The following is a 25,376-nucleotide window of genomic DNA, read 5'->3' on the forward strand; positions in this document are numbered from 1 at the left end:
TTGCCAGCCCTGTCGAACTTGTGCAGGAGCGAAATCGCCATGGCAACATTCGCGAACATGCTCGAAGGATATCGGCGCTTCCGCAGCACCGGCTGGACGAATCAGCGCGCGCGATGGGAGCAACTGGCCGACGGCCAGAGCCCCCGCGTCATGGTGATCGCCTGTTCGGACAGCCGCGTGGACCCGACCGAGATATTCGACGCCGATCCGGGCGAGATCTTCGTCGTGCGCAACGTTGCCGCGCTGGTGCCACCTTTCGAGACCAGCCCGGGCCACCACGGCGTCTCGGCGGCACTGGAATTCGCGGTGCAGATGCTGGGCGTCGAGGAGATACTGGTGCTCGGCCACGGCCTGTGCGGCGGCTGCCATGCCGCGCTGACGCAGGACATGCATGGCGCGCCGCCGGGCGAAGGGGGCTTCATCGCCAGCTGGATTTCCCTGCTCGACGACGCCCGCGCGGACGTCATCGCCCGTTACGGCGAGAACCGCAGCCGTGATGTCGGCCGCGCGATGGAACAGGCGGCCGTCAAGGTCAGCCTCGCCAACCTGCGCACCTTCCCATGGGTAAGGGAAAAGGAGAACCGCAACGTCTTGTCCCTGAAGGGAGCCTTCTTCGCCATTTCCGACGGGAAGCTCCACTTGCTGGATGAACAGACAGGTGTCTTCACGCCCTATGAATAGCCCTTTCCGCCTGTTCACTTATGGCCAGCTCATGCCCGGCGGAACGGGGTATCAGACGCTCGGCCTCGAGCACCGGACCCGACATCTCGGAGCTGACCGGGTGGCGGGCCGCCTTTATCATCTCGGCGATTATCCAGGCCTCATCACTGGCCCGCATGGGATCGTCCAGGGGGAAATCCTGGAGTTCGAGGAGCCCGGACTGATCGAAGAGATCGATCTCTACGAGCTTTACGATCCGGAAAATCCGGTCGGTTCGGAATATCGTCGGATCGAGGTCGATCTGCTCGATAGTTCCCGGCGCGTCTGGACATATGAATATAACCGCACCGTCCGGGATCGCCCGATCATCGCCACCGGAAACTGGCGGATGCGCTGAGATTCGCGACGCGTTCCAGAGCGATCCTCCGTGGAACGCCGGCCCTGTCCGGCGATCGCCCGCGACTTGAAAATGCGCCGGGCGGCTGACACATCCCGCTCATGGCCTTCATCGCAAAGCACATCAGGATCACCGGCCGGGTACAGGGCGTGTTCTATCGCGGCTGGACGGTTGCCACGGCTCGCAAGCTGGGACTGGCCGGCTGGGTGCGCAACCGGCTGGATGGCAGCGTCGAAGCCTTCGTGCAGGGCGAGGACGGGCAGGTCGAGCATTTCCTGATGCTCGCGCGGTCCGGCCCGCCTGCCGCACAGGTCGATGCGGTCCGAGACAGTCCCGCGAGCCCCGGCGACCACCATCTGTTCGAGCAGCGCCCGACCGCCTGAGCCACAGGTCGGCAGTCTCTCGCCGCTACCGCGAAAAGGCGCCCGCAACCGAGCGAGCGCCTTTTCACCATGCCGTTTCAGGTCAGCGCGTCAGCTTCTTGTAAGCGAGGCGGGTCGGGCGATCCGCCGCATCGCCGAGCCGGCGGCGCTTGTCTTCCTCATAGGCCTCGAAATTGCCTTCGAACCATTCGACGTGGCTGTTGCCCTCGAAAGCGAGGATGTGCGTGGCGAGTCGGTCGAGGAAGAAACGATCGTGGCTGATGACCACGGCGCAGCCGGCGAAATTCTCCAGCGCATCTTCCAGCGCACGGAGCGTCTCGACGTCGAGGTCGTTGGTCGGCTCGTCCAGCAGGAGGACATTGCCGCCCTCCTTGAGCATCTTGGCGAGATGCACGCGATTGCGCTCGCCGCCGGACAGCTGCCCGACCTTCTTCTGCTGGTCGACGCCCTTGAAGTTGAACGCGCCGACATAGGCCCGCGTCTGGATCTCGTGCTTGCCGATGGTCATGAGATCATGGCCGCCGCTGATCTCTTCCCAAACATTGTGGTTGGGATCGAGCGAATCGCGGCTTTGGTCGACATAGCCGAGCTGGACCGTCTCACCGACCTCGATCGTGCCGCTGTCGGGCGTCTCCTGGCCCGTGATCAGCCGGAACAGGGTCGACTTGCCGGCGCCGTTCGGGCCGATGACGCCCACGATGCCGCCCGGGGGAAGCAGGAAGTCGAGATTCTCGAACAGCAGCTTGTCGCCATAGGCCATGGTGAGGCCCTTGGCCTCGATCACCTTGCCGCCGAGGCGCTTGGGCGTCTGGATGACGATCTGCGCCTTGCCCGGTGCGCGGTTCTCCTGCTTCTCGACCAGTTCGTCGAACGCGCGGATACGCGCCTTGCTCTTGGTCTGCCGCGCCTTGGGAGACTGGCGAATCCACTCCAGCTCCTCCTTGATGGCCTTCTGGCGCCCCGCTTCCTCGCGCTCTTCCTGCTCCATGCGCTTGGCTTTCGCCTCGAGCCAGGCGGAATAATTGCCCTCGAACGGGATTCCCCTGCCCCGGTCCAGTTCCAGCACCCAGCCCACGACATTGTCGAGGAAGTAGCGATCGTGGGTGACGAGGATCACATTGCCCGGATAATTGATGAGATGCTGTTCCAGCCACTGGACGCTCTCGGCGTCGAGATGGTTGGTCGGCTCGTCGAGCAGAAGGATATCGGGCTTCTCCAGCAGCAGCCGGCACAGCGCGATGCGGCGCTTCTCGCCACCGGAGAGATTCTCGACGCCCCAGTCGCCCGGCGGGCAGCGCAGCGCTTCCATGGCGATCTCGAGCTGGTTGTCGAGTGTCCAGCCATCGACGGCATCGATCTTTTCCTGAAGCTCGCCCATCTCGGTCATCAGCGCATCGAAATCGACATCTTCGGGCGGGTCGCCCATGATATTGCTGATTTCATTGAAACGATCGACGAGATCGGCGACGGGGCGCACGCCGTCCTTCACATTCTCCATCACCGTCTTGTTGGGATCGAGCTGCGGCTCCTGCGGCAGATAGCCCACGCGAATGCCCTCGCCCGCCCAGGCCTCACCCTGGAACTCGGTGTCGATGCCGGCGATCACCTTCATCAGCGTCGACTTGCCGGCACCGTTCACGCCGATGACGGCGATCTTCGTCCCGGGCAGGAACTGAAGGTTTATGTTGTTGAAAACCGGCTTGTTGGCGCCGGGAAAGGTCTTGGTCAGCCCCTTCATGACAAAACTGTACTGGACGGCCATGGAGATCGGTCCTCAAATGGGATTTGGGTTGTGGAAAAATCCCGGCCCGGTTAGCCGAGCCGGCGTTGCTTGGCAAATGTCCGCTGACATGGTGCGAGTCCGGGGCCACGGTGCCGCCACCGAGACTCGCAGCTCAGCCGATCTCGCATGCTGCGCTGCGACAATTTCCAATTGGATCGGTTGAAAAGCCTATTGATTTCCCCGCTGCACGCGTTAATTGGGCGGCTCGTGCTTCTTAGCGGAAGCACGCACTTTGCTATGGGAGCCAAATAATATGAAGAAGTTTGCTGTGGCCTGCGCTGCTGCTGCGCTGATGAGCCTGGCTGCGTGCGGCGAGAAGCCGGCGGCTGAGATGAACAACGCGAGCAACGAAGTCGTCGTTGACGAGCTCGAGAACGCCGCGAACGCCGTCGACAATGCTGCCAACGCCGTCGACAATGCCGCGAACGTTGCCAACGTTGCCAACGCGACGAACGCCGCAGAGTAATCTGCGCGAATTTCGGTTCGATGAATAATTCGCAAGGGCGGTGTCGTAACGCGGCGCCGCCCTTTCCGTTTCCTGAAAACGCCTGACCTTCGGGCCGCCCCGGGACGCAAACAAAGATCACCATGGCGATTGCCGAGCCGCTCCCGCTTCGTTAAGCGGGCAGCCGTCGGGGAGTAGCGCAGCCTGGTAGCGCATCTGCTTTGGGAGCAGAGGGTCGCAGGTTCGAATCCTGTCTCCCCGACCATTTATCCATCCGTGCCATTCCCTGCCTCGCATGCACGGTCCGCCGCATCGCCCGGAACATTCTCACCACGGCCGGATTTTCTTCCTGTCCCCCAAGCGAGGGACGAAAGGAGAGAACCGAAATGGCAGAGCAGACACCGCGCAATAATCAGGACCAGAATCGCCAGCAGGGCGGAAATGCCGAGCGCGATCGCCAGCAGTCCCAGCAGCAGGACCAGAACCGGCAGCAGCAGGGCGGCGAGCGCCAGAATAATCAGCCTCAGCGCTGACGGGTCCATTCCTGAAGAGGCAAGGGCCGCCCATCGGGCGGCCCTTTTGTCATATCCGCGTGTCGCGGTGGAACGGCAAAGCTGGCCATCCCACCGTCATTCCTTACTGGTGCGGCGGAATCAGCTCGGGTTCGCTGCCTTCCGCCGCGGGCTTGCCCGTGCGGGCCAGCAGGCTGCGCGAGCGGCCATAAGCGAAATAGATCAGCAAGCCGACGATGTTCCACCCCACGAAGCGTACCAGTGTCGTGGAAGGCAGGCTGATGAGCAGATAGATGCAGCCCAGGATCGCCAGCGTGCCGACGAGATAGGGCTGTGGGCAACGGAAGACCCGGGCGAGGTCCGGCGCGCGACGACGCAGGATCATCATGCAGGCCGCGACCGCGATGAAAGCAATGAGCGTTCCGGCGTTGGCCAGTTCGGCGATCTCGTCGAGACGAAAGAAACCGGCAACTGCAGCCACGAAGACGCCCGTGATCGCCGTGATCTTCACCGGCGTGCCGGTGCGCGGCGACACATCGCTGAGGGAACGCGGCAGGAGGCCGTCCCGTGCCATCACGAAGAAGATGCGGCTCTGCCCGTACATCATCACGAGGATGACCGAAGGCAGAGCGATCAGTGCGGCGGCCGCAATGGCCCATGCAGCGAAGGGATGTCCCAGGGTCCGCAGGACAAGCGCCAGCGGCTCGGACGAGCCTGCAAGCTCGGTAAAATGCAGCGAACCGACGGCAGAGACCGCCACTGCCATGTAGATGAGCGTGCAGACCGCCATCGAGCCGATGATGCCGATGGTGAGATCGCGGCCGGGATTGCGGGCCTCCTCTGCCGAGGTCGCCACCGCGTCGAAGCCGTAGAAGGCGAAGAAGACGATGGCCGCCGCCGCCATGACGCCACGCGTCGTGCCGCCGATTTCATGACTGCCGAAACCATAAGGCATGAACGGCTCGAAATTGCCGGCGGAGAAGCTGGGCAGCGCCAGTATTACGAAAAAGGACAGGGCCGTCAGCTTGATGATGACCAGCACGATGTTCAAGGTGGCGCTTTCCCGCGTGCCGGCAATGAGCATGCCGGCAATCGCCAGCGCCACGAGCACGGCGGGAAGATTGATGATCCCGCCGCCATGGGGCCCCGCCAGGAGCATCGGCGGCAACTCGATCCCGACGGACTGGATCCAGCCGACCAGATAGCCCGACCAGCCGACCGCCACAGTGCTGCACGCCAGCGAATATTCGAGGATCAGGCTCCAGCCGACCACCCAGCCGATGGTCTCGCCCATCACGGAATAGCTGTAGGTATAGGCGCTGCCTGCCGTGGGAATGAGCGTTGCGAGTTCGGCATAAGCGAGCGCCGCGCAGGCGCAGACGGCCCCGGCGATCGCAAAGGCCAGCACCACGGCGGGCCCCGCCCTGTCAGCGCCCACGCCGGTGAGTGTGTAGATACCCGTTCCCACGATGGCGCCGACGCCAAGCGCAATCAGGTGCGGCCAGGACAGCGTCGGTTTCAGCCGACGATGATGATCATGCTGTCCACCGCCGATCGGCTTGATCGGCCCCCAAAATCCTGAACTCACCCCAAAATCTCCCTGTTTATCTTATCGGATGATCCGGGAGAGTCGCGACCCTATTCCGGACTTTCCAACTGTTGCGTAAGGTCATCGATGGTTGCGCGCGTATGGGCGTCCGTCAATGCCAGCACTTTCTCGACGTCCCGGGCGAGCCAGGCATCGAGGATCTCGCGATGCTCCTCGTTCGCGCGCTCGTCGCGTCCCAGCGGTTCGAGATGCTTGCGGACATAGCGCTCCGACAGAACGTGCAGGCGTTGCAGAATATTGACGGTGAGATTGCGGTGGCTCGGCGCCAGCAGCGCGAGGTGGAACGCCCGGTTGAAGGAGCCCACGCCATAGCCGCCCTCGTCCGTCACCTGGTACAGCGTGGCGAAGACGTCCTGCGCGGCGCGGCGCTCCTCCTCGTTCGCGTTCAGGGCGGCAAGGGCCATGGTTTCCGGCTCGAGCTTCAAGCGCAGATGATAGACCTCGTAGGCCTCCTCCGTACTGAGCGGGCGCACGAAGAAGCCGCGATTGGCATGCGAGATCAGGAGACCTTCCTGTTCGAGACGCGCCAGCGCCTCGCGCAGCGGGATCTTGGAAATGCCCAGTTCGGCCGCGAGAAGATCCTGCCGCACCGGGCTCTCGGGCGGAACACGGCCGGAAAGGACGCGCTCGCGCACGAGATCCACGAGCTGCTCTGAAAGATTGCGAATGACGAGACTCATGCCGGCTCCACGCAGAGGCCCCCCGGATCGGGGAAGAAGATGCACCTTTAGACCATAAGTGGGGGCAAATACGATCCGTCACGACATCACACCACCGAAAATCCGTGCCAGAACGGGTCCGACCGATCGATCCAGATGGTATTGAACCCGGTTGAGATCGCAGAGCCTTGAATAGAGGGAATAATGGCCGGCTTTCCTCCCACGGTCGTGACTTCCTCAATTCTTCCCGTGAAGCGGCTGCAAATATAGCTTTCATGCACGAAAGGCTCGCCGGGCTTGAGCAGCCCCTTGGCATGGAGATGGGCGAGCCGCGCCGAGGTGCCGGTGCCGCAGGGGCTGCGGTCGATCGCCTTCTCGCCATAGAAGACGGCGTTGCGGCCATGGGCGCCCTCACCCTTGGGCTTGTCGGTCCACATGACGTGATTGACGCCGCGGATGCTGGGCTCCTCGGGATGGACGGGCTCGATCTTCTCGCGCACCATTGACCGGATGGTGCGGCTCAGCTCTATCAGCTGGCTCGCGCTCATGCCGTCCAGCCCCTCGTAGCGACCCTGGGGCTCGATGATCGCATAGAAATTGCCGCCATAAGCGATGTCGAGCGTGATCGGGCCCAGCCCGGGCACGTCCAGCTCGATACCCGCCTCGGCGAGATAGGAAGCGACATTGCGGAACCGTATGAAACTCACGCGATCGCCGTCGACCTCATAGTCCACGTCCAGCCGTCCCGCCGGGACATCGACGCGCAACTTGCCCGGCGTGGCCGGCGTTATCAGGCCATTTTCGAGACCGAATGTGAGCATCCCGATGGTGCCATGGCCGCACATCGGGAGAGACCCGCTGGTCTCGATAAAGATGATGCCGATGTCAGCGTCGGGCGATGGCGACGGATAGAGAAATCCGCCGGACATCATGTCATGCCCGCGCGGCTCGAAGCAGAGCCCGGTGCGGATCCAGTCGAACCGCTCCAGAAAATCCAGCCGCCGCTCAGCCATGGTCGCGCCCCTGAGATGAGGGGCGCCGCCGGCAACCAGTCGCACTGGATTGCCGGCGGTATGGCCATCGATGCAGAAGAAGACGTGCTTCACGCCGCCTCAGGCCGCTGTCGCCAGACTGGGCTGCGTTGCAGCGCACGTCTCCACCCAGCGAACGACGTCCTCGCGACGCTTGCCTTCGAGCGGCATGCGCGGCAGGCGCACATGCTCGCTGCCACGGCCCATGATCGATTCGGCCAGCTTGATCGATTGCACGAGATCATGCTCGGCATCGAGATGAAGCAGCGGCATGAACCAGCGATAGATACGCAGCGCCTTCTCCATGTCGCCATCGTTGATCGCGGCGACCAGCGCGACGGATTCCCGCGGGAAAGCGCTGGTGAGACCCGAAATCCACCCATGGGCGCCGAGGATCAGCCCTTCGAGCGCCACGTCGTCGAGACCCGCCATCACGATGTAGCGATCTCCGAACGCATTGATGATGTCCGTGAAGCGACGCGAGTCCGGCGCACTTTCCTTCACCGCGACGATGTTGGATTGCGCGGCGAGCCGCTCCAGCGCATCGATGCCGATCGAGACACGATAAGCGGGCGGATTGTTGTACAGCATGATCGGCGCATCGACCGCCTGGGCGATCGTCTCGAAATGCGTGCACAGCTCGCCCACGGTGGGGACGTAGACCAGGGCCGGAAGGACCATGAGCCCGTCCGCGCCAGCCTTGACCGCATCCTTCGCATAGGCGACGCCCTGCGCAGTGGTCAGCTCGGATACGCCCGAGAGCCAGGGCACGCGACCGGCGATGACTTCCTGAGCCGCCGCGAGCACCTGCCGCTTCTCCTCAGGCAGAAGGGCGTTGTTCTCGCCACAGGTGCCCAGGATGATGAGGCCATCCACGCCATCCTTGATCAGATTGTCGAGAACCGTCTGCGTGGCCTCGAAATCGATTGCGGAATCCGCCGTAAACTGGGTGGTGGCGGCAGGGTAGACGCCCCGCCAGGTTAATTTCGTTTCTTGCACTTAACTCTCCGTTGTCCACCCGTATCGTATACGGTATATTGTCTGAGAGGCCAAGAGGTAATTTTGTGTCGAAGAATGTCATCGTGATTGGCGGCGGGGTGGTCGGGTTGGCCGCAGCCGCTGCATTAGTGGAAGCCGGCCATCAGGTTCGCGTGATCGCCCCTCTCAGCGACTCGCAGCCAGCGAGCTGGGGCAATGCCGGGCACATCGCTGTCGAGCAAGTCGAACCGCTCGCATCGCGGGCTGCGATCCGCTCCGTTCCGCGACGCCTTTTCTGGCGGGGCGGCGCCTTGTCCCTACCTGTCGCGAGCCTCGCGACATGGCTCCCCTTCACGCTGCGGTTGGTGCGCGCAGCCGCGCCTTCCCGGTTCGAAGCGGGCAAGACGGCGCTGCGAGGCTTGCTCGCCGCGTCCCTCCCGGCCTGGCGGCGCCTCACGCAGCGGATGGAAACTCCCGATCTCCTGCGGGAAGATGGTCACTTCATCCTTTGGGAAAAGCATGAATCCGCCCTCAGGGGTGAGGCGGCCTGGAGCGCCGTCGACACGGGCGAAGCGCACTTCCGCAGAGCCAGCGTCGATGAACTCGCGCATCTCGGCAATCTCATCCTCCCCAAGCCAGCCGACGCGATCCGTTTCGAAGGCAGTGCCCATATTGCCGATCTCGGGCTTTGCCTGGACGCGCTTCGCAGACTCGTCGAGCGGAGCGGCGGCGAGATGCGGGACGGACGCGCCAGCGCCCTTGCATCCGGGCCTTCGGGCGGGGTCTTGGTCACGCTCGAAACCGGCGAATGCCTCGAGGCGGATCATGCCCTGCTCTGCGCGGGCGCGCGTTCATCCGAGCTGATGCGCCCGCTCGGCTACCATGTCCCGATGATCGACGAACGGGGTTATCATGTCGAGGCGCCGGTCACCGCCGCGCAATGGCCGGAACATCTGCCGCCCATCGTCTTCGAGGACCGGCAGATGATCGTGACGCGCTTCAGGGACAAGCTGCGCGCGGCGAGCTTCGTGGAACTCTCGAGGCCGGGCGCCCCCGCCGATCCGGCCAAATGGCAACGGCTAGAGGACCATATCGCAGCACTCGGCCTCCCGATCGGCAAGGACGCAACGCGCTGGATGGGCTCGCGCCCTACCCTTCCCGATTATCTGCCGGCCATCGGCCGGTGCTCGCGCCATCCCGCCATCTTCCATGCCTTCGGGCATCAGCATCTCGGCTTGACGCTGGCCGCCGTCACGGCCGACATAGTGGCCGACATGATCGCCGGAAAAGCGCCACCCCCGGCGCTCTCCCTCGATCGCTTCTGACTTTTGACGCAAGGAATGACCATGACACAGATCGGCGGCTCGGATGCGGCAACGGAGCTGGCATCCCTTGGCCCATGGCCCTCGCCGGCCCCGGCCATAACCGCGGACGAATATGCCAGCCGCATCGCCAAGGCGCGGACTCTGGCGGCGCAGGAAGGTGTGGACGCGGTCTTGATCGGCGCCGGTCAGAGCTTCAATTATTTCGCCGGGTTGGGCTGGGGCGAGACCGAGCGGCTGGTCGCCATGCTGCTGCCGCTCGATGGCGAACCGATCTTCATCTGTCCCCGCTTCGAGCTCGGCTCGCTGGAAGCGGAGCTGGCGATCAGCGGCGACATCCGCCTCTGGGAAGAGGACGAGAATCCGATAGCGCTGCTGGCGGACGCCTGCGCGCAAAGGAAGGTGCGTTCGCTCGCCATCGATCCGGCGATGAGCTTCGGTTTCGTGCATCGCATCCGCAATGCCATGGGTGGCCTGCGCATCGAGAGCGCCGCACCGATCATCGACGGATGCCGTCGCGCCAAATCATCCGCCGAGCTCGCGCTCATGCAGCAGGCCAAGAACATGACGCTGGAAGTGCAGCGCCGCGCGGCCCGCATTCTGCGCCCCGGCATTCGCGCCAGCGCCGTCACGCGGTTCATCGAGGATGCGCACCGCGCTCTCGGCGCCTCCGGCAACAGCTTCTGCATCGTGCTGTTCGGCGAGGCGACGGCCTATCCGCATGGCCTTCCCGGCGATCCCGAACTGCGCGAAGGCGACATGGTGCTCATCGACACGGGCTGTCGCATCCGGGGATACAACTCGGACATCACGCGCAGCTATGTCTATGGCGAGCCGACTGCCGAGCAGGCGCGTATCTGGTCCCTGGAGCAGGAAGCGCAGCAGGCGGCATTCGACGCTGTCCGGCCCGGCCGGGCCTGTCAGGACATCGACGATGCCGCGCGCGCGGTGCTGGAGCGCGGCGGACTGGGGCCGGATTATCGGCTGCCGGGCCTGCCGCACCGCACCGGCCATGGCATTGGCCTCTCCATCCATGAAGCACCCTATCTGGTGCGCGGCGACAAGACGCCGCTGGAACCGGGCATGTGCTTCTCCAACGAACCGATGATCGTCGTGCCCGGCCGGTTCGGCGTCCGGCTGGAGGACCATTTCCATGTCACCGAGACCGGCGCGCAATGGTTCACCCCGCCCTCCCCGGCCATCGACCGGCCTTTCGCCTGAGCGGCTCGGACGCCCTGCAAGCTGCGGGCGTCCGGCGCGGCGATCAGGCGGTCCGGGTCAGTTCCTCGTAAAGTTCGCGGGCAATCGTCACCCCTTCGGCCGGCGTGCGGCGGCGCGCCGCGAAACGGCGCTCGGAAGGCAGGCGGGCGCCCTGACCGGTGATGCCCTCGAACAGCGCTTCCGCCCGCGCGATGTGCGCGGCTGCCGCCTCGCCCAATATGCCCGCCGGATCGATGGCAATCACGATTTCCCCGCCATAAGGCGAGGCGAGCGCGCCATCGTCATGCGCCAGCGACTCCGCGCTGGTCATGTCGCCGATCAGCGGCCCGGCCAGCAATTCAACCATCGTTGACAGCGCGGAGCCCTTGTGCCCGCCGAAGGTGAGCAATGCGCCCGCCAGCCCCGCTTCCGGGTCCGTGGTGGGGTTGCCTTGCGCATCGATCGTCCAGCCTTCGGGAATGGGCTTGCCGGCGCGCCGATGCAGTTCGATCTCGCCGCGCGCGACGGCGCTGGTCGCGAAATCGAAGACATAGGGGTCGCGGTCCGGGCGCGGCCAGCCGAACGCAATGGGATTGGTGCCGAAGAGCGGCGCCGTGCCGCCCGCCGGCGCTACCCAGGCATGGCTGGGCGTACAGGCCAGCGCGACGAGGCCGTGCGCCGTCACCGCCTCGATCTCCGGCCAGAGCGCCGCGAAATGAACGCAATGATTGATCGCGAGAATGGCGATGCCGTGCGCCTGCGCCTTCTCGACCAGCAGCGGCAAGCCCTGGTCGAATGCGGCCTGCGCGAAGCCGCCATCCGCATCCACGCGCACCACCGCCCCGGCGGCTGGGACGATGCGCGGCACGGCATGGGGGTTCACCTTGCCTGTCTCCAGCGTGCGGATGCAATTGGTCAGGCGGTAGACACCATGAGCCGCGCAGCCATCCCGCTCCCCGGCCACGATGGTTTCGGCCACCAGCGGAACATGTGCCTCACCGAGCCCATGACGTCGCAACACCCGATAGGCGAGGTCGCGTACATCATCGAGCGAGAGGTGAATCATCGTCTTATCGTCAGCCATGCTATCCTATCCCTCAGCCACCCTGCGGGCTGCAACGAATTGATCGAGCCATTGTCGGCCGACCAATCCAGAGCTTGCAGGAAAGCGGGAATCGTATACGTTATAACCATCAAGGGTCAATCGAGTAAGAACATGATCGATACGCAGTGCGGCCGCCGCTCCTTCCTGCTGGGTTCGGCAGCGGCGGTCCTGACGCCCGGCGCGGCACAGGCCGCGAGCCGACTCGCGGCGCGACCGTCCGCCACCCCGCTCGAACGGGCCCGGCCGCTGCCGCTCAGCGCCACGCGCCTCCTCCCCTCCCCTTATGCCGATGCCGTGGACGCCAACCGGCGCTACCTGCTGCAGCTCGAGCCGGACCGCTTGCTGCACAATTTCCTCGTGCATGCCGGGCTGGAACCCAAAGGCGAGGCCTATGGCGGATGGGAAGGCGACACGATCGCCGGGCATACGCTCGGTCACTATATGACCGCACTTGCGCTGATGCATGCGCAGACGGGGGACGCGGAATGCGCCCGACGCGCGCTCTACATCGTCGATGAGCTGGAGCGGGCCCAGAAGGCGTCTGGTGACGGCTATGTCGCCGGCTTCACGCGCCGCAACGGCGATGTCGTGGAGGACGGCAAGGCGATCTTCCCCGAAATCATGGCTGGCGAGATCCGCTCCGCCGGCTTCGATCTCAACGGATGCTGGGTCCCCTTCTACAACTGGCACAAGCTCTACGCCGGGCTGTTCGACATCCAGACCTGGATCGGCAGCGACAAGGCGATTCCCATTGCCGTCAGCCTCTCCGGCTATATCGAGAAAGTGTTCGCCTCGCTGGACGACACGCAATTACAGACCGTGCTGGACTGCGAGCATGGCGGCATCAACGAGAGCTTCGCCGAACTGCATGTGCGCACCGGCGATCCGCGCTGGCTGGCGCTGGCCGAGCGCATCCGCCATCGCAAAGTGCTCGATCCGCTGAGCCGTGGCGAGAATTCACTCCCCTGGATCCATGCCAATACCCAGATCCCCAAGGTCATCGGCCTTGCCCGGCTTCACGAGATCACCGGCCGGGCCGACCATGCCATCGCGGCGCGCTATTTCTGGGATACGGTCGTCCATCGCTACAGCTATGTGATCGGCGGCAATGCGGACCGGGAATATTTCCCCGATCCGGACACCGTCTCCCGCCACATCACCGAGCAGACCTGCGAGAGTTGCAACACCTACAACATGCTCAAGCTGACGCGGCATCTCTATGCCTGGCGGCCCGAAGCAAGCCTGTTCGACTATTATGAGCGCGCGCACATCAATCATATCCTCGCACAGCAGCGGACGGACAACGGCATGTTCGCCTATATGGTCCCGCTGATGTCCGGCACGCATCGGGCCTGGTCCGATCCGTTCGACAGCTTCTGGTGCTGCGTGGGCAGTGGCATCGAGAGCCACTCCAAGCATGGCGAATCGATCTGGTGGGAAGAGGACGACCAGCGCAAGGCCGGAGAAGCCCTCGTCGCCAACCTCTATATTCCGTCGCGCACGCAGTGGAGCGCACGCGGCGCCACGCTGGTGATGGAAACCGCTTACCCCTTCGACGGGGAGATCGATATTGCGCTGGCCGAGCTCGCGAAGCCCGGCACTTTCACGCTCGCCCTGCGCATCCCGGCCTGGTGCGACGAACCGGCGGTGCTGATCAACGGCAAGGCATGGAAAGCGACGCCCGCGGATGGCTATATCGCCATCAAGCGGCCATGGAAGCGCGGCGACGGCATCCGGCTGTCCCTGCCCATGAAGTTGCGCATGGAGCCGACACCGGACGACCCCTCTACCGTCGCCTTCCTGCGCGGTCCTGTGGTGCTGGCCGCCGACATGGGGCCGGCCGACAAACCCTTCGACGGACCGGCGCCCGTGCTTGTCTCCAGCAACGTGCTTGGCGGCTTTTCTCCCGAGCCCAAGCCTGCGCCGTCTGCCCCGCCCCTTTATCGGGCGACAGAGATGGCCCGCCCGGCGCCGCTCGCCTTTGCGCCTTTCTTCCAGCAGCGGGACCGGCGCACCGCCGTTTATTTCCGCCGCTTCACGGAGGAGAACTGGCAAGTCGCCCAGCAGGCCTATGCCGCCGAGCAGGCTGCCCTGCGCGATCTCGACCGGCGATCGGTCGATGTCATGCACCTGGGCGAAATGCAGCCCGAGCGGGACCATGAGCTGGAATCGAAGATCTCCTACACCACCACCTATCGTGGCCGGCATGGGCGCGACGCGCGGTTCGAGGGGTTCTTCGCCTTCCGCATGAAAGTGCGCCCCGGCCCGCTCATCCTGCGCGCCACCTATTGGGGCGAGGAGCGCAATCGCAGTTTCGAGATTCTCGTCGATGGCGAGAAGATCGCCACGCAGACGCTCGACGCCGCACATCCCGGCGCGTTCTTCGATGTCGACTATGCGATCCCGGACCATCTCACGCGGGGCAAGGACAGCGTCATCGTCCGCTTCCAGGCCGCTCCCGGCAGCACCCGGATCGGCCCCGTTTTCGGGTGCAGGATCTTCACGCCGCCAAAAGCACAGGCCACTTGACCGAGGCGAATGAAGGTATATCGTATACGTCAGTCTTTGACAGGGGGTAGCTTCATGAGATTCAGGCGTTCGCTGGCCGTGCTCGGCCTTTCCACCGCGTTTGTCATGGCAGTGCCTGCAGCCATATCCCCTGTCTACGCGCAGGAGCAGGGTGCCAAGCCGGCGGCCCATGCCCGCAGCGCGATGGTCTCAGCCAATCACCCCATCGTTTCGCGCGCCATGCTGGACACGCTGAAGAAGGGCGGCAATGCCATGGACGCCGCGCTGGTCGGCGTGATCATGCAGCCGATCATCGAGCCGCAGATGACCACTCTCGCCGGCGGCATGTCGATCCTCTATTATGAAGCGAAGACCGGCAAATATTACTATCTCGATGCCGAACTGGACCACAGCTCGAAGGGCGCGAAGATCACGCCGTCCTGGACCGCGATGACGACAGCCGGGAGCGCGGTGCCGGAAACGTCCGGCATTCGCATCGGCGTTCCGGGCACCGTCGCCGGACTGAAGGCAGCGGCGGACCGCTTCGGCTCGCTCAAATGGGCGGACTATTTCCAGCCATCCATCAAGGTGGCCGAGCAGGGCTTCCCGATGTATTCCTTCCTTTACGGGGACATGGCGGAAGCCTCCATCGGACGGCTCGCCGCTTATCCTTCCGGCCGCGAGGAATTCATGCCGCAGGGCTATGTGCCGCCCGTCGGCACCACGGTGACTCGCCCCCGCCTCGCCGCCACGCTCAAGCGCATCGCGGCCGCCGACGGCGTGGATTATTTCTACAAGGGCGCCTGGGCGCAGAAGTTCGTGAGCGAGGTACAGCGGACCGGCGGCATGCTGAGCATGGCCGATCTCGCCGGCTACCAGGTGCGCTGGAACGAGCCCGTGCGCACCACTTACAAGGACTTTGAGATCATCAGCGCGCCCCCGCCCTCCACGGCCGGTACGCTCATCGGCATGATCCTCAACATCATCGAACCCTGGGATCTCAAGGCGGCGCCGCATTTCACCCAGTCCGCCGAGAGCTTCGCGCGGATCCGCCAGGCTTTCGCATTCGCCGAGAGCGCGACGGACATGTTCATCAAGGACCCGCTGTCCTTCAACCTGCCGGTCGAGTCGCTGTTGTCCAAGGATTATGCGGCGATCCTCACTGCCCAGATCGACGGCAGCATGCCCAAGACGGTGAAGAGCGCGGCCGCCCTGCCGCCGAGCGGTATGGAGTTCGCAGCCGACTTCTCGCGGCCCGATCCGCACAAGACCGATACCGACCATATCGTGGCTGTCGACAAGGACGGCAACATGGTCTCGGTCACCCACACGGTCTACGGCTCCACCTTCGGCACGGGGCTCGTGGTGGACGGCGTCGTCGTCAACACCGGCAATGGCTTCCCCGGCACGGACAAGGGGCCCGGCAAGCGCGTGATCTCCCCCTTCCCGCCCACGATCGTGGCGAAGGCCGGGAAGCCCGAGCTGGTCATCGGTTCCCCGGGCCTCTCCTCGCGCGCGGTGGCGCTCACGCTCATCAATTATCTGGGCTATGGGATGTCGCTGGAGCAGTCGGTGGACGCGCCGCGCTTCTCCGGTTCGCAGCCCGGCGTCCCGACCATCATCGAGACGCGTGTGTCGGAAGCCGTCCGGGAGAGCCTCAAGACCGACTATGGCGTGGCCGTGCATCCCACCACGCCCTATAACTGGCATCTGGGCTCCATTCACGCGATCGCCCGCGGGGCGGACGGTACGCTGACCGGCGTGGCCGACCCGCGTCGTTCGGGCGAGGCCATCGGTTATTGATCTGCTGCCAGCATCGTTGAGAAAGAGACTGTCCCCCATGATCCTGCGCCACGCCACGTCCCTCGCCGCTCTCGCCTTCGCGACCGTGCTGCCCCCCGTCATTTCCATGGCCTTGCCGACAAGCGCCGCTATGGCCGCGGAAGCCACGGACGCGGACCGCAAGCTCCAGGCCCTCTACAATGCCGAATGGCCCTGGCGGATGAAGGAATTCGCCCGCAGCGCGGATCCGGACGGCGGCCGCGCCAAGGCGTCCGATCATCTGCCGAGCGTCACCGCCGCCAGCCAGCAGAAGCGCTACGAATATTGGACGGGCATCCTCAAGCAGCTCGACGCCATCCCGGTCGATCAGCTTTCCCATGAGGAGAAGATCAACGCGGCGGTGTTCCGCGAGTCCATCTGGGCCATGGCGATGAACATCCGCTACAAAACCTATGAGGCGCCGTTTAACAGCGACACCTTCTTCTGGGGCGGCCTCAATCCCCGCACGCCTTATTCCAATGCGGAGGATTACCGGCTTTACCTCAGCCGCATGAAGGATGTGCCGCGTTACTTCGACGAGAATATCGTCAACATGAAGGCGGGCATCAAGCGCGGCTACACCGTGCCGCGTGTCTCCATCGAAGGGCGTGACAAGACGATCGAGGCCTTCGTCTCGCCGGGGACGGACAATCCCTTCTACGATGCGTTCCGCAACATGCCGGACACCATTCCCGCCGATCAGCGGCAGGCGCTTCAGGCAGAGGCGCAGGCAGCGATCCGCGATTCCGTCGCGCCGGCTTATGCGAAGCTGCTCGCTTTCATGCGCACCGAATATATGCCCAAGGCGCGCAAGACGATCGACGCTTATTCGCTGCCCGACGGCAAGGCCTTCTACCAGGACCAGATCAAGGAATATACGACACTCGACTACACCCCTCAGCAGATCCATGAGATCGGCCTCAAGGAAGTGGCCCGCATCGATGCGGACATGAAGCAGACCATGAAGGATGCCAAATGGAACGGCACCTTCAAGGAATTCCTGACCTTCCTGCGTACCGATCCGCAATTCTACGCGAAGACACCCAAGGAGCTGCTGTCGCTGTCCGCCTATGTCGTCAAGAAGATGGACGGCAAGCTCAAGGACACCTTCAACCTGCTGCCGCGCTATCGCTTCACCATCCTGCCGGTGCCGGACGCCATCGCGCCGATCTATACCTCTGGCCGGGGCGGCCTCGATAGCTGCCTCATGAATACCTATGAGCTGCCTTCGCGCCCGCTCTACAGCATCCCGGCGCTGACTCTGCACGAGTGCAATCCCGGCCACAGTTTCCAGGCCGCCTATGCGCTGGAAGCGCCTGACCGCCCGATCTTCCGCGGCCAGACCTATTTCTCCGGCTATGGCGAAGGCTGGGGCCTCTATACCGAGTGGCTGGGCAAGAAGATGGGGATCTACGAGAGCCCCTACGAGGAATTCGGCCGCCAGACCTTCGAGATGTGGCGCGCCGTGCGGCTTGTGATCGACACCGGCATGCACAGTATGGGCTGGACCCGCCAGCAGGCCATCGATTACATGACGGAGCATACCGCGCTCGCGCCCCTCGACATCCAGAACGAGGTCGATCGCTATATCGCATGGCCTGGCCAGGCCCTCGCCTACAAGCTGGGCGAAATCTCCATCCGCAACCTGCGCGCCGAAGCGGAGAAGGAACTGGGCGACAAATTCGACCAGCGCCCCTTCCATGACACGCTGCTGGGCATGGGCTCGGTGCCGCTCACGGTGATGGAAGCTGAAATGCGCGCCTTCATCGCACGGGAAAAAGCAAAGCACGCGAATGCGGCCGACTGAGCGGCTCGCGTTCGTTCTTCTGGCCCTGGCGCCCTGCGCGCCGGGGCCGTTGCATGCGCAGGCTCCGCCAGAGGCCGCTGCGATCGATGAGGCCGCTGAGAAGGCCGCCATCCGCACCGTCATCGCGGATATGGAGAAGGCATGGAACCGTGGCGATTTCCGCGGCTACATGGAAGGCTTCGAGAATCCCGGCGTCGTGTTCGTCTCGCGCGGGCGCTTCCAGCGGGACTGGCAGGGCACGCTCGACCACTATATCCGCGATTATGGCGGCTCGGTGGAGCGTCGGGGCACGCTGCATTTCTATGACGTACAGGTGGAGATGCTCGCGCCGGACGCCGCGCAGCTCATCAGCCGCTTTCATCTCGATCGGCCGGATACGCCGCAATATGGGATCAACACCCGGCTGATGCGCAAGATCGGCGGGCGCTGGGTGATCGCCCTCAATCATGTCTCGGCTGTCGAGACTCCCGATCCGGAAGACCCCGTCGCCAGCCATCGCTGACGCCATCACCGACGACGGGGTGCTCCTCCTGCGCGCGGGGTTTCCTCCCCGCGTCTTGCCGGGTCGAGCCGTCCGTTCCGCGTTCGCCACAAAACGGCCGACTCAACCGGGAAAGAATGCCCTCAGATGCGCTGCCCGTCGACTCGCAAAGGCAGCGAAAGCGGATTGTCCTGACGCAGGGCTTCGGGCAGCAGCACATCGGAGATGTCCTGGAAGCAGACCGGGCGCAGGAAGCGCTCGATCGCCATCGTGCCGACCGATGTCGTCCGCCCGTCCGATGTCGCCGGGAACGGGCCGCCATGCACCATGGCATGCGTCACTTCCACGCCCGTGGGCCAGCCATTGGCGAGGATCCGGCCGACCTTGCGGATCAGGCGCGGCATGAGCCGGCCGGCGAGCGCCTGATCGCCCTCGTCCATGTGCAGCGTGGCGGTAAGTTGGCCCTCCAGCCCTTCGAGCACCGCGCACAGCTCCGCTTCATCCTTGCAGCGCACCAGGAGCGAAGTCGAACCGAAGACCTCGCGCGAGAGAACGGGATCGGAGAGAAACTGGCTGGCGCTGGTCTCGAAAAGCGCCGCCCGGGCCATGTGCGGCCCCTCGCCCACCAGCCCCCGCGCGACGAGCCGCGCGCCACCATGGTCGGCCAGCGCCTCGATGCCGGCGCAATAGGCCGCATGGATGCCGGGCGTCAGCATGGTGAGCGCAGCGCTTTCCACCAGCGCCTTCGTCGCACCGTCGAGGAAGCGATCCGCATCGGGCCCATCCAGCACGAGAAGCAGGCCGGGATTGGTGCAGAACTGCCCCGCGCCCATGGTGAGCGATCCGACGAATGCCCCGCCCAGTGCCTCGGCCGCCGCCTTCAGTCGGGAAGGCAGCAGGAGCACCGGATTGATGCTGCTCATCTCGGCATAGACCGGGATCGGCGTCTCGCGCTCCGCGGCGGTCTTCATCAGTGCCAGGCCGCCGGCGCGCGATCCCGTGAAGCCCACGGCCGTGATGAGAGGATGCGCCACCAGCGCTTGGCCGAGTTCATGGGATGGGCCCGGAAGATAGGAGAACACCCCTTCAGGCAGGCCGCAGTCGCTGACCGCACTCTGGATAGCGCGCGCCACCAGCTCGCCGGTCGCGGGATGCGCGGGGTGACCCTTGAACACAACCGGACAGCCGGCCGCCAGCGCGGAAGCCGTGTCGCCACCTGCAACCGAGAAAGCCAGCGGGAAATTGCTGGCGCCGAACACGGCCACCGGACCAAGCGCCATCTTGCGCGAGCGGATTTCGGGCCTTGGCGCGGGGGCGCGATCCGGCATCGCCGGGTCGATCCGAGCGTCGATCCATTCCCCTTGCCGGACCAGTCCGGCGAAGAGCCGCAGCTGGCCCACCGTGCGTCCGCGCTCGCCCTCGAGCCGGGGGCGCGGCAGGCCCGTTTCCCGCATGGCCGAGACGATGAGATCATCGCCGATGGCCAGGATATTCTCGGCAATCTTTTCAAGGAACGCTGCGATCCGCGTCGGCGGGCTCATGGCGTAATCCATGAAGGCCAGGTCCGCGAGACGGCATGCGGCGTCGACATCCTCGATGCCCGCCTCGGGGAAGCGCGCCTCGATGAGTTCGCCCGTCGCGGGGTCGGTCGCCTGGAAGAAGCGGTCGCTCGAACGAGCTTCACCGCCGACGAGAATTGCACCGGTCATATGTCACCTTATGGTTGGAAATCTGCTGGGCCGGTCCCGGCCCGGATGATGCTGCCGTCGTTCAGCGGGAACGATCGAGCAGGGCTTGCAATTCGTCCTTCCAGAACAACGCGTAAGTGTGCGTGCTGTGCCCGCGCGTGTCCGGCGAGGATGGAATGAGGACGTAACGGGTCGTGGGCAGGCGCGGGAGCACCGCTTCGGCAAGGCCCAGCTCGGGCGGATTGATGAAGTCGTCCGCCGAGTTGATCCAGGTCATCGGCGCCTTGATCTTCTCCAGATCCGGCGAGGGATCGTAGAAGCGCGATGAATCGAACTGATAGAGGAAATCATTGGCATCGCGCGAGGCGAGGTCAGCTTCGAAACGCTCGGCAAGATAGGCTTCGGCCGCTGCGCGTGTGGGATAATTGACCTGCGCCCACCAGGGCGGCGTGCCCGCGACGACCGACAGGCTGGAGGCCGCGCGCAGGCCCATGAGAGGCTGCATCTCATAGTTGCCGTTCTTCCAGGCCGGATCAGCCCGGATCGCGTCCATGGCGAGCTTGCGCCACATGCGGTTGCGCCCGGCGATTGGCACGGCCTGGCAAGCCATGGGCATCAGCGCCTGCGCGAAATCGGGATGCTGCTCGCCCCACAGGAAGATATGCATGCAGCCCATCGACGTGCCGAAGATCAGCCGCAGCCGGTTGACCTTAAGGCCATCGACCAGCAGGCGCCGCTGCGCCTCCACCATGTCATTATAGGTGTAGGCGGGGAACCGCATCTTCAGGCCGTCGCTCGGCTTGGAAGAACGGCCATGGCCGATATTGTCCGGCAGGATGATGAAATAACGCGAAGCGTCGAGCGGCTGCCCGGGCCCGTAGAGATGGTCGGCAAAGCGCGAGACCAGGAATTGCGCACCCGATCCCCCCGTGCCGTGCAGGATCATCACGGCATTCTCGATCTCGCCCGCAGCGTTGCGGCGCGGCTGGCCGATCGTGCGATAATGCATCCGCAGTTGCGGCAGCGTCTCTCCGCTCTCGAATCGGAAACCGCGGACAACATGATCGCCTTCCTTGACGACGGAAGCATCGAAGGCCGGCGGATTGGCCTGCGCGATTGCCGGCAAGGGGGCCAGAAACAGCGAGAGCGCCGCCGCTAGCGCTGCCCGAAAAACTTGGCGTTTCATGATGATCTCCCGGGGAGAAAGGCAAGGGCCCGGAAACCGGCTTGCCCATGATCGGACGAGTTGACAGATTTCGTATACGATGTACGAGGAGATAGCAAGAACCGCAATCAAAAGGGTCCCCTTCCATGCGCCGATCCACCTCGACTGCTTTGTTGAGCCTGCTTCTCCTCACAACAGCCGCCCCGCTTGCTCCCGCCTTCGCCCAGAAGAGCGACAGCGCGACGACGGCAAGCGAGAAGAAGGACGATGTCGTCCAGGCACCTGTCGAGGAACAGGCGAGCCCGAAGCGGGGTAATGTCACCGTTGCCGGCCGCCGCATCGACTACACGGTCACGCCCGGCACGCTGACCATCCGCAATGACGATGGCGAACCTATCGCAAGCATGTTCTATGTCTCCTATGTGGCAGACAAGGCGCCCGGCGCTGCCCGCCGCCCGGTGACTTTCGTGTTCAATGGTGGTCCCGGTTCCTCGACCATGTGGCTCCACATCGGCTCCTTCGGCCCGGTCCGCGTCGATACGCCGACGGACAAGGCGACGGCGCCCGCGCCCTTCAAGATCGGCCCCAATCCCGACACCCTGCTCGACAAGACCGATTTCGTGTTCATGGACGCGATCGGCACCGGCCTTTCCCGCCCGCTCGGCAAGGCCCAGGGCAAGCAGTTCTGGGGCGTCGATCAGGATATCGACGTGTTCGCCAGCGCCATCCAGCGCTACATCACGATCAACGATCGGTGGAACGATCCCAAGGTCATCCTGGGCGAAAGCTATGGCACGCTGCGCGGCGCCGGCCTCGTCAATGAGCTGCAGAATCGCGGCGTGCAGATGAACGGCGTGATCCTTCTCTCGTCCATCCTCAACTACGGCATCCGCAACCCCGGCTACGACCAGATCAACGTCACCTATCTGCCGAGCTATGCGGCCACGGCCTGGTATCATAATCGCCTGCCCAACCGGCCGGCCACGCTCGAACCCTTCCTCACCGAAGTGCGTGACTTCGCCAACGGACCCTATCTCACGGCGCTCGCCAAGGGCGATGACCTGAGCGATGCCGAGCGCAACGAAATCGCGGCGAAGCTGTCGGCCTATACCGGCCTCTCCCCGCAGTTCCTCATCCAGAACGACCTGCGCGTGGACCTTGGCCGGTTCCGCAAGGAGCTTATGCGCGGCAGCAGCCGCACCGTCGGCCGGCTCGACTCCCGCTTCCTCGGTATCGACGTGGACGATGGCGCCGAGCAGCCCGAATATGACGCGGCGGACGCAGCGATCAGCGGTGCCTATATCAGCGCGATCAATGACTATCTCTTCGGCACGCTCGGTTACGAGACCAAGCTCCAGTATCGCCCGAACTTCTACAAGGAAATCAGCCCGGCCTGGGACCAGAGCCACAGGAACCCGCTGGGCGGCTTCCGCAAGATGCCTGCGGCGGACACGGCGCTCGACCTCGGCCGCGCGATGCGGATCAATCCCTATCTCAAGGTCCTGTCGCTCAATGGCTATTATGACATGGCGACGCCCTTCTTCGGCGCGGAATATGATCTCAAGCACATGCAGATCGATCCCTCGCTGAAATCGAACATCACCTATCGCTATTATGAATCCGGGCACATGATCTACATCCACCCGGAATCCATGACGGCGCTGCGCACGGACCTCATCTCATTCTACGACAGCCTGCGCGGCTGACGATCCTTCGACAGATCGGTCCTCCCGAAAGGCCGCGCACCGCCCGAGGGCCGTGCGCGGCCTTTCTCGTCGGTCCGGACATGGCTGCGTTTGACCGCAAAGGCGCTGTCGAAGGGGCGCAGGGGGAACGGTTCGGATGATCGATAAACCTTCGGCAAGGGCGGCCGACATGCGCGGCATCCACGCCCGGAGCAGTCGCTGTTTGCGCCGGCCTCTTTGCCCTTTCGCAACAGGCGGTTAAGCGCCTGACCTGAAGTGCAGTTCGAATGGTTGGAAGATTAGCTCTGTGGGGCAGTCAACCGGACCCGCCGCTGCCCGGCTTGGCTGGCATGATCGCCCTGCCATGCACATATGAGAAGGGGCACCGCGCGCGGTGCCCCTTCCCCTCTGGGGAGCTCTTTCAGGACGTGAACCTCACTGACCGGTGAGATCGGCGTCCTCGATCGTCATGATGCCGTTGGGCAGGCCGCGCTCAGCCTTGGCCTTGGCGACCATGTCGCGGATCTCGGCACGGATCTGGCGGGCGTCGTACACGATACCGTCCTTGATCGTGTAGGTGATGCCGCCCACACGCTCGACCTTGCCGGTCTCGTCGTTGAGGTTGAGCGTGCCGGTGCCGTAGAGAAGCTTCATGTTCGCAAGGGGATTGCCCTTGACGATGGCGAAGTCCGCTTTCCGCCCTACCCGGATCGTGCCGATCTCGTCCTCATGGCCGAGGACCTTGGCGCCGACCTGCGTCGCGGCATGGATCACTTCGAGCGGCGTGAAACCCGCCTCGCGCAGCAGCTCCATCTCCTGGACGTAGCCGAAGCCATAGAGATTGTAGATGTAGCCGGAGTCACTGCCGACCGAGACCAGGCCGCCGCGGTTCTTGTACTCGTTCACGAACTGCATCCAGAGACGATAATTCTCCTTCCAGTCCATCTCGTCTTCCGTGGTCCAGTCGAACCAGTAGGAGCCGTGATTGTGCCGGCTGGGCTTATAATAGTCCCAGATGCCCGGCATCGCATATTGCTCATGCCACTGGGCACGGCTCATCCGCATGAAATCGCGGCTGGTGAGATAGGCCGTGAACGTCGGGCTCAGCGCGAAATTGCGCTCGAGCAGCGTGTCCATGACCTGGTTCCACTTGTCCGAACCGGGCTTGGCGGCCTGCTGCCAGAGACGGCCGGATTCGGCGAAGCGCATCTGCTCGTCATTGTTGATGAAGTCGTTCGGCCACTTCTGGAACTGCCGATCGGCGAACATGGCTTCGGGCAGGCCGTACCAGTGCTCCATGGACTCAAGGCCCACTTCCGAGGTGGTCAGCACATTGGCATAGGCCACGCTGGGCTGCGCATGATGCATGGTGGTGCGCAGGTCCAGCTTGTCGGCCTCCTCGATGGCCGCCATCAGCACATCTTCGGCGCCGCCGATGAACTTGATACCGTCCGCGCCGCGCTTCTTGGCCTCCTGGATGGTCGCCCGCGCGTCGGCCGCCGTATTGACGAGCGCACCCCGGCGGATCGCCTGGAACATGGGGTAGACGTCGAAACGGGGCGCCAGAATCTCGTTCGCGGCACTCCGCCGCTTGATGTCGACCGACCATTCCATCGGATGATTGTTGCCGACTTCGCGCACGGTGGTGACGCCATGCGCCATCCACAGCTTCAGAATATAATTGGTCGGAACCTTCTGGTCGTCTTCCAGCGAATGGAGATGGACGTGCGTGTCGATGAAGCCCGGCATCACATAATAGCCGGTCAGATCGATCTCATAGTCGCCCTTGGCGGCGCGCTGGCTCTCGACGATCGCCTTGGGCGCGCCGATGCTCTTGATCTCCGCGATGCGATCGCCCGAGATGACGATGTCGACCGGTCCCTGCGCCGGAGCGCCGGTGCCGTCGATCATGATGGCGTTGCGCAGCACCAGCCGCTTGTAGGGGCCGACCCCCTCCGTGCGCGCCAGCACCGGATCGACGCCGGTGGCCGTGATTTGCGCCTGCGCGCTCTGCGAGATCGGCGTCAATGTCGTGGCCGTGAGGCCAATGGCGATGGCAAGGCGCCGTACAGCGCTGCAGCGCTGGCTGAATGTCGTCTTCATGCAAGAAGCTCCAGTAAAGGAAAAGGGCCCGGCT

At 64.2% G+C, this 25,376-nt stretch carries 21 protein-coding genes and 1 tRNA gene; 13 read left to right on the forward strand and 9 right to left on the reverse strand.

Annotation, left to right across the window (positions count from 1 at the left end):
* Positions 1-39: 39 nt before the first annotated feature.
* From HNP60_RS08950 to HNP60_RS08960, 3 genes are all read left to right on the forward strand, one after another.
* Positions 40-681, forward strand: a complete 642-nt coding sequence (locus tag HNP60_RS08950; RefSeq protein WP_184152684.1) for a carbonic anhydrase — start codon at positions 40-42, stop codon at positions 679-681.
* Complete coding sequence (locus tag HNP60_RS08955) at positions 674-1,057, forward strand: gamma-glutamylcyclotransferase family protein (RefSeq protein WP_184152687.1); 384 nt, start codon at positions 674-676, stop codon at positions 1,055-1,057. The genes HNP60_RS08950 and HNP60_RS08955 overlap by 8 nt, the downstream gene beginning before the upstream one ends.
* A 101-nt stretch (positions 1,058-1,158) precedes the next feature.
* Positions 1,159-1,440 carry an acylphosphatase gene (locus HNP60_RS08960; RefSeq protein WP_184049024.1) on the forward strand — a complete coding sequence of 94 codons (282 nt, stop codon included), beginning with the start codon at positions 1,159-1,161 and terminating at the stop codon, positions 1,438-1,440.
* An 82-nt stretch (positions 1,441-1,522) separates the two neighbouring features.
* On the opposite strand, the gene ettA is transcribed toward HNP60_RS08960, so the two are convergent.
* Positions 1,523-3,202 carry an energy-dependent translational throttle protein EttA gene (gene ettA / locus HNP60_RS08965; protein ID WP_014076133.1) on the reverse strand — a complete coding sequence of 560 codons (1,680 nt, stop codon included), beginning with the start codon at positions 3,200-3,202 and terminating at the stop codon, positions 1,523-1,525.
* Between the two features lie 274 nt (positions 3,203-3,476).
* Here ettA and HNP60_RS08970 point away from each other — a divergent pair, with 274 nt between their 5' ends.
* From HNP60_RS08970 to HNP60_RS08980, 3 genes are all read left to right on the forward strand, one after another.
* On the forward strand, positions 3,477-3,689 hold the full coding sequence (locus tag HNP60_RS08970; protein ID WP_014076134.1) for a hypothetical protein: 213 nt from the start codon (positions 3,477-3,479) through the stop codon (positions 3,687-3,689).
* Between the two features lie 167 nt (positions 3,690-3,856).
* Positions 3,857-3,933: transfer RNA gene (locus HNP60_RS08975), tRNA-Pro, on the forward strand.
* A 121-nt stretch (positions 3,934-4,054) separates the two neighbouring features.
* Entirely contained in the window at positions 4,055-4,201 is a 147-nt protein-coding gene (locus HNP60_RS08980; protein ID WP_184049021.1) for a hypothetical protein, read from the forward strand.
* Between the two features lie 103 nt (positions 4,202-4,304).
* Here HNP60_RS08980 and HNP60_RS08985 read toward each other — a convergent pair whose 3' ends face one another.
* The 4 genes from HNP60_RS08985 to HNP60_RS09000 form a co-directional block, all read right to left on the reverse strand.
* Entirely contained in the window at positions 4,305-5,768 is a 1,464-nt protein-coding gene (locus HNP60_RS08985) for an amino acid permease (RefSeq protein ID WP_184152690.1), read from the reverse strand.
* Between the two features lie 50 nt (positions 5,769-5,818).
* Entirely contained in the window at positions 5,819-6,469 is a 651-nt protein-coding gene (locus HNP60_RS08990) for a GntR family transcriptional regulator (protein WP_014076137.1), read from the reverse strand.
* An 86-nt stretch (positions 6,470-6,555) separates the two neighbouring features.
* A complete protein-coding gene (locus HNP60_RS08995) occupies positions 6,556-7,554 on the reverse strand; it encodes a 4-hydroxyproline epimerase (RefSeq protein WP_184152693.1) in 999 nt (332 codons plus the stop codon).
* A gap of 6 nt (positions 7,555-7,560) precedes the next feature.
* Positions 7,561-8,478, reverse strand: a complete 918-nt coding sequence (locus tag HNP60_RS09000; protein ID WP_184152696.1) for a dihydrodipicolinate synthase family protein — start codon at positions 8,476-8,478, stop codon at positions 7,561-7,563.
* A 65-nt stretch (positions 8,479-8,543) separates the two neighbouring features.
* Here HNP60_RS09000 and HNP60_RS09005 point away from each other — a divergent pair, with 65 nt between their 5' ends.
* Positions 8,544-9,782, forward strand: coding sequence for an FAD-dependent oxidoreductase (locus HNP60_RS09005; RefSeq protein WP_184152699.1), 1,239 nt, complete (start codon positions 8,544-8,546; stop codon positions 9,780-9,782).
* A gap of 15 nt (positions 9,783-9,797) precedes the next feature.
* Positions 9,798-11,000, forward strand: a complete 1,203-nt coding sequence (locus tag HNP60_RS09010) for a M24 family metallopeptidase (RefSeq protein WP_420825225.1) — start codon at positions 9,798-9,800, stop codon at positions 10,998-11,000.
* 43 nt (positions 11,001-11,043) lie between these two features.
* Here HNP60_RS09010 and HNP60_RS09015 read toward each other — a convergent pair whose 3' ends face one another.
* Positions 11,044-12,063: an Ldh family oxidoreductase gene (locus tag HNP60_RS09015; protein ID WP_184152705.1), complete on the reverse strand. Its 1,020-nt coding sequence runs from the start codon at positions 12,061-12,063 to the stop codon at positions 11,044-11,046.
* Positions 12,064-12,195: 132 nt separating this feature from the next.
* Between HNP60_RS09015 and HNP60_RS09020 the strand changes: the two genes are divergently transcribed.
* The 4 genes from HNP60_RS09020 to HNP60_RS09035 are packed head-to-tail and all read left to right on the forward strand — an operon-like array spanning position 12,196 to position 18,722.
* On the forward strand, positions 12,196-14,613 hold the full coding sequence (locus tag HNP60_RS09020; RefSeq protein WP_184152707.1) for a glycoside hydrolase family 127 protein: 2,418 nt from the start codon (positions 12,196-12,198) through the stop codon (positions 14,611-14,613).
* Between the two features lie 54 nt (positions 14,614-14,667).
* On the forward strand, positions 14,668-16,395 hold the full coding sequence (locus HNP60_RS09025; protein WP_184152710.1) for a gamma-glutamyltransferase family protein: 1,728 nt from the start codon (positions 14,668-14,670) through the stop codon (positions 16,393-16,395).
* A 37-nt stretch (positions 16,396-16,432) separates the two neighbouring features.
* The gene (locus HNP60_RS09030) at positions 16,433-18,220 is read left to right on the forward strand and encodes a DUF885 domain-containing protein (RefSeq protein ID WP_184152714.1); all 1,788 of its coding nucleotides are present in this window, start codon (positions 16,433-16,435) and stop codon (positions 18,218-18,220) included.
* Positions 18,207-18,722, forward strand: coding sequence for a YybH family protein (locus HNP60_RS09035; RefSeq protein WP_260394796.1), 516 nt, complete (start codon positions 18,207-18,209; stop codon positions 18,720-18,722). The genes HNP60_RS09030 and HNP60_RS09035 overlap by 14 nt, the downstream gene beginning before the upstream one ends.
* 122 nt (positions 18,723-18,844) lie before the next feature.
* On the opposite strand, the gene HNP60_RS09040 is transcribed toward HNP60_RS09035, so the two are convergent.
* Together HNP60_RS09040 and HNP60_RS09045 are read right to left on the reverse strand one after the other, a co-directional pair.
* Positions 18,845-20,410 carry an aldehyde dehydrogenase (NADP(+)) gene (locus HNP60_RS09040; protein WP_184152717.1) on the reverse strand — a complete coding sequence of 522 codons (1,566 nt, stop codon included), beginning with the start codon at positions 20,408-20,410 and terminating at the stop codon, positions 18,845-18,847.
* A 61-nt stretch (positions 20,411-20,471) separates the two neighbouring features.
* Positions 20,472-21,575, reverse strand: a complete 1,104-nt coding sequence (locus HNP60_RS09045; protein ID WP_184152720.1) for an alpha/beta fold hydrolase — start codon at positions 21,573-21,575, stop codon at positions 20,472-20,474.
* A gap of 125 nt (positions 21,576-21,700) precedes the next feature.
* Here HNP60_RS09045 and HNP60_RS09050 point away from each other — a divergent pair, with 125 nt between their 5' ends.
* Positions 21,701-23,260 carry a S10 family peptidase gene (locus HNP60_RS09050; protein WP_184152722.1) on the forward strand — a complete coding sequence of 520 codons (1,560 nt, stop codon included), beginning with the start codon at positions 21,701-21,703 and terminating at the stop codon, positions 23,258-23,260.
* A 414-nt stretch (positions 23,261-23,674) separates the two neighbouring features.
* Here the strand turns inward: HNP60_RS09050 and HNP60_RS09055 are convergent, their stop codons facing one another.
* Positions 23,675-25,342: an amidohydrolase family protein gene (locus HNP60_RS09055; RefSeq protein WP_184152724.1), complete on the reverse strand. Its 1,668-nt coding sequence runs from the start codon at positions 25,340-25,342 to the stop codon at positions 23,675-23,677.
* Between the last annotated feature and the right edge of the window lie 34 nt (positions 25,343-25,376).

The organism is Sphingobium lignivorans (assembly GCF_014203955.1).
Classification (GTDB): Bacteria; Pseudomonadota; Alphaproteobacteria; order Sphingomonadales; family Sphingomonadaceae; genus Sphingobium; species Sphingobium lignivorans.

What these genes read in the sequence shown, in the direction of transcription:
- HNP60_RS08950 (WP_184152684.1), top strand. Translation starts at nt 40, where the DNA reads ATGGCAACATTCGCGAACATGCTCGAAGGATATCGGCGCTTCCGCAGC.
- HNP60_RS08955 (WP_184152687.1), top strand. Translation starts at nt 674, where the DNA reads ATGAATAGCCCTTTCCGCCTGTTCACTTATGGCCAGCTCATGCCCGGC.
- HNP60_RS08960 (WP_184049024.1), top strand. Translation starts at nt 1,159, where the DNA reads ATGGCCTTCATCGCAAAGCACATCAGGATCACCGGCCGGGTACAGGGC.
- ettA (WP_014076133.1), bottom strand. Translation starts at nt 3,202, where the DNA reads ATGGCCGTCCAGTACAGTTTTGTCATGAAGGGGCTGACCAAGACCTTT.
- HNP60_RS08970 (WP_014076134.1), top strand. Translation starts at nt 3,477, where the DNA reads ATGAAGAAGTTTGCTGTGGCCTGCGCTGCTGCTGCGCTGATGAGCCTG.
- HNP60_RS08980 (WP_184049021.1), top strand. Translation starts at nt 4,055, where the DNA reads ATGGCAGAGCAGACACCGCGCAATAATCAGGACCAGAATCGCCAGCAG.
- HNP60_RS08990 (WP_014076137.1), bottom strand. Translation starts at nt 6,469, where the DNA reads ATGAGTCTCGTCATTCGCAATCTTTCAGAGCAGCTCGTGGATCTCGTG.
- HNP60_RS09010 (WP_420825225.1), top strand. Translation starts at nt 9,798, where the DNA reads ATGACCATGACACAGATCGGCGGCTCGGATGCGGCAACGGAGCTGGCA.
- HNP60_RS09015 (WP_184152705.1), bottom strand. Translation starts at nt 12,063, where the DNA reads ATGGCTGACGATAAGACGATGATTCACCTCTCGCTCGATGATGTACGC.
- HNP60_RS09020 (WP_184152707.1), top strand. Translation starts at nt 12,196, where the DNA reads ATGATCGATACGCAGTGCGGCCGCCGCTCCTTCCTGCTGGGTTCGGCA.
- HNP60_RS09025 (WP_184152710.1), top strand. Translation starts at nt 14,668, where the DNA reads ATGAGATTCAGGCGTTCGCTGGCCGTGCTCGGCCTTTCCACCGCGTTT.
- HNP60_RS09030 (WP_184152714.1), top strand. Translation starts at nt 16,433, where the DNA reads ATGATCCTGCGCCACGCCACGTCCCTCGCCGCTCTCGCCTTCGCGACC.
- HNP60_RS09035 (WP_260394796.1), top strand. Translation starts at nt 18,207, where the DNA reads ATGCGGCCGACTGAGCGGCTCGCGTTCGTTCTTCTGGCCCTGGCGCCC.
- HNP60_RS09040 (WP_184152717.1), bottom strand. Translation starts at nt 20,410, where the DNA reads ATGACCGGTGCAATTCTCGTCGGCGGTGAAGCTCGTTCGAGCGACCGC.
- HNP60_RS09045 (WP_184152720.1), bottom strand. Translation starts at nt 21,575, where the DNA reads ATGAAACGCCAAGTTTTTCGGGCAGCGCTAGCGGCGGCGCTCTCGCTG.
- HNP60_RS09050 (WP_184152722.1), top strand. Translation starts at nt 21,701, where the DNA reads ATGCGCCGATCCACCTCGACTGCTTTGTTGAGCCTGCTTCTCCTCACA.
- HNP60_RS09055 (WP_184152724.1), bottom strand. Translation starts at nt 25,342, where the DNA reads ATGAAGACGACATTCAGCCAGCGCTGCAGCGCTGTACGGCGCCTTGCC.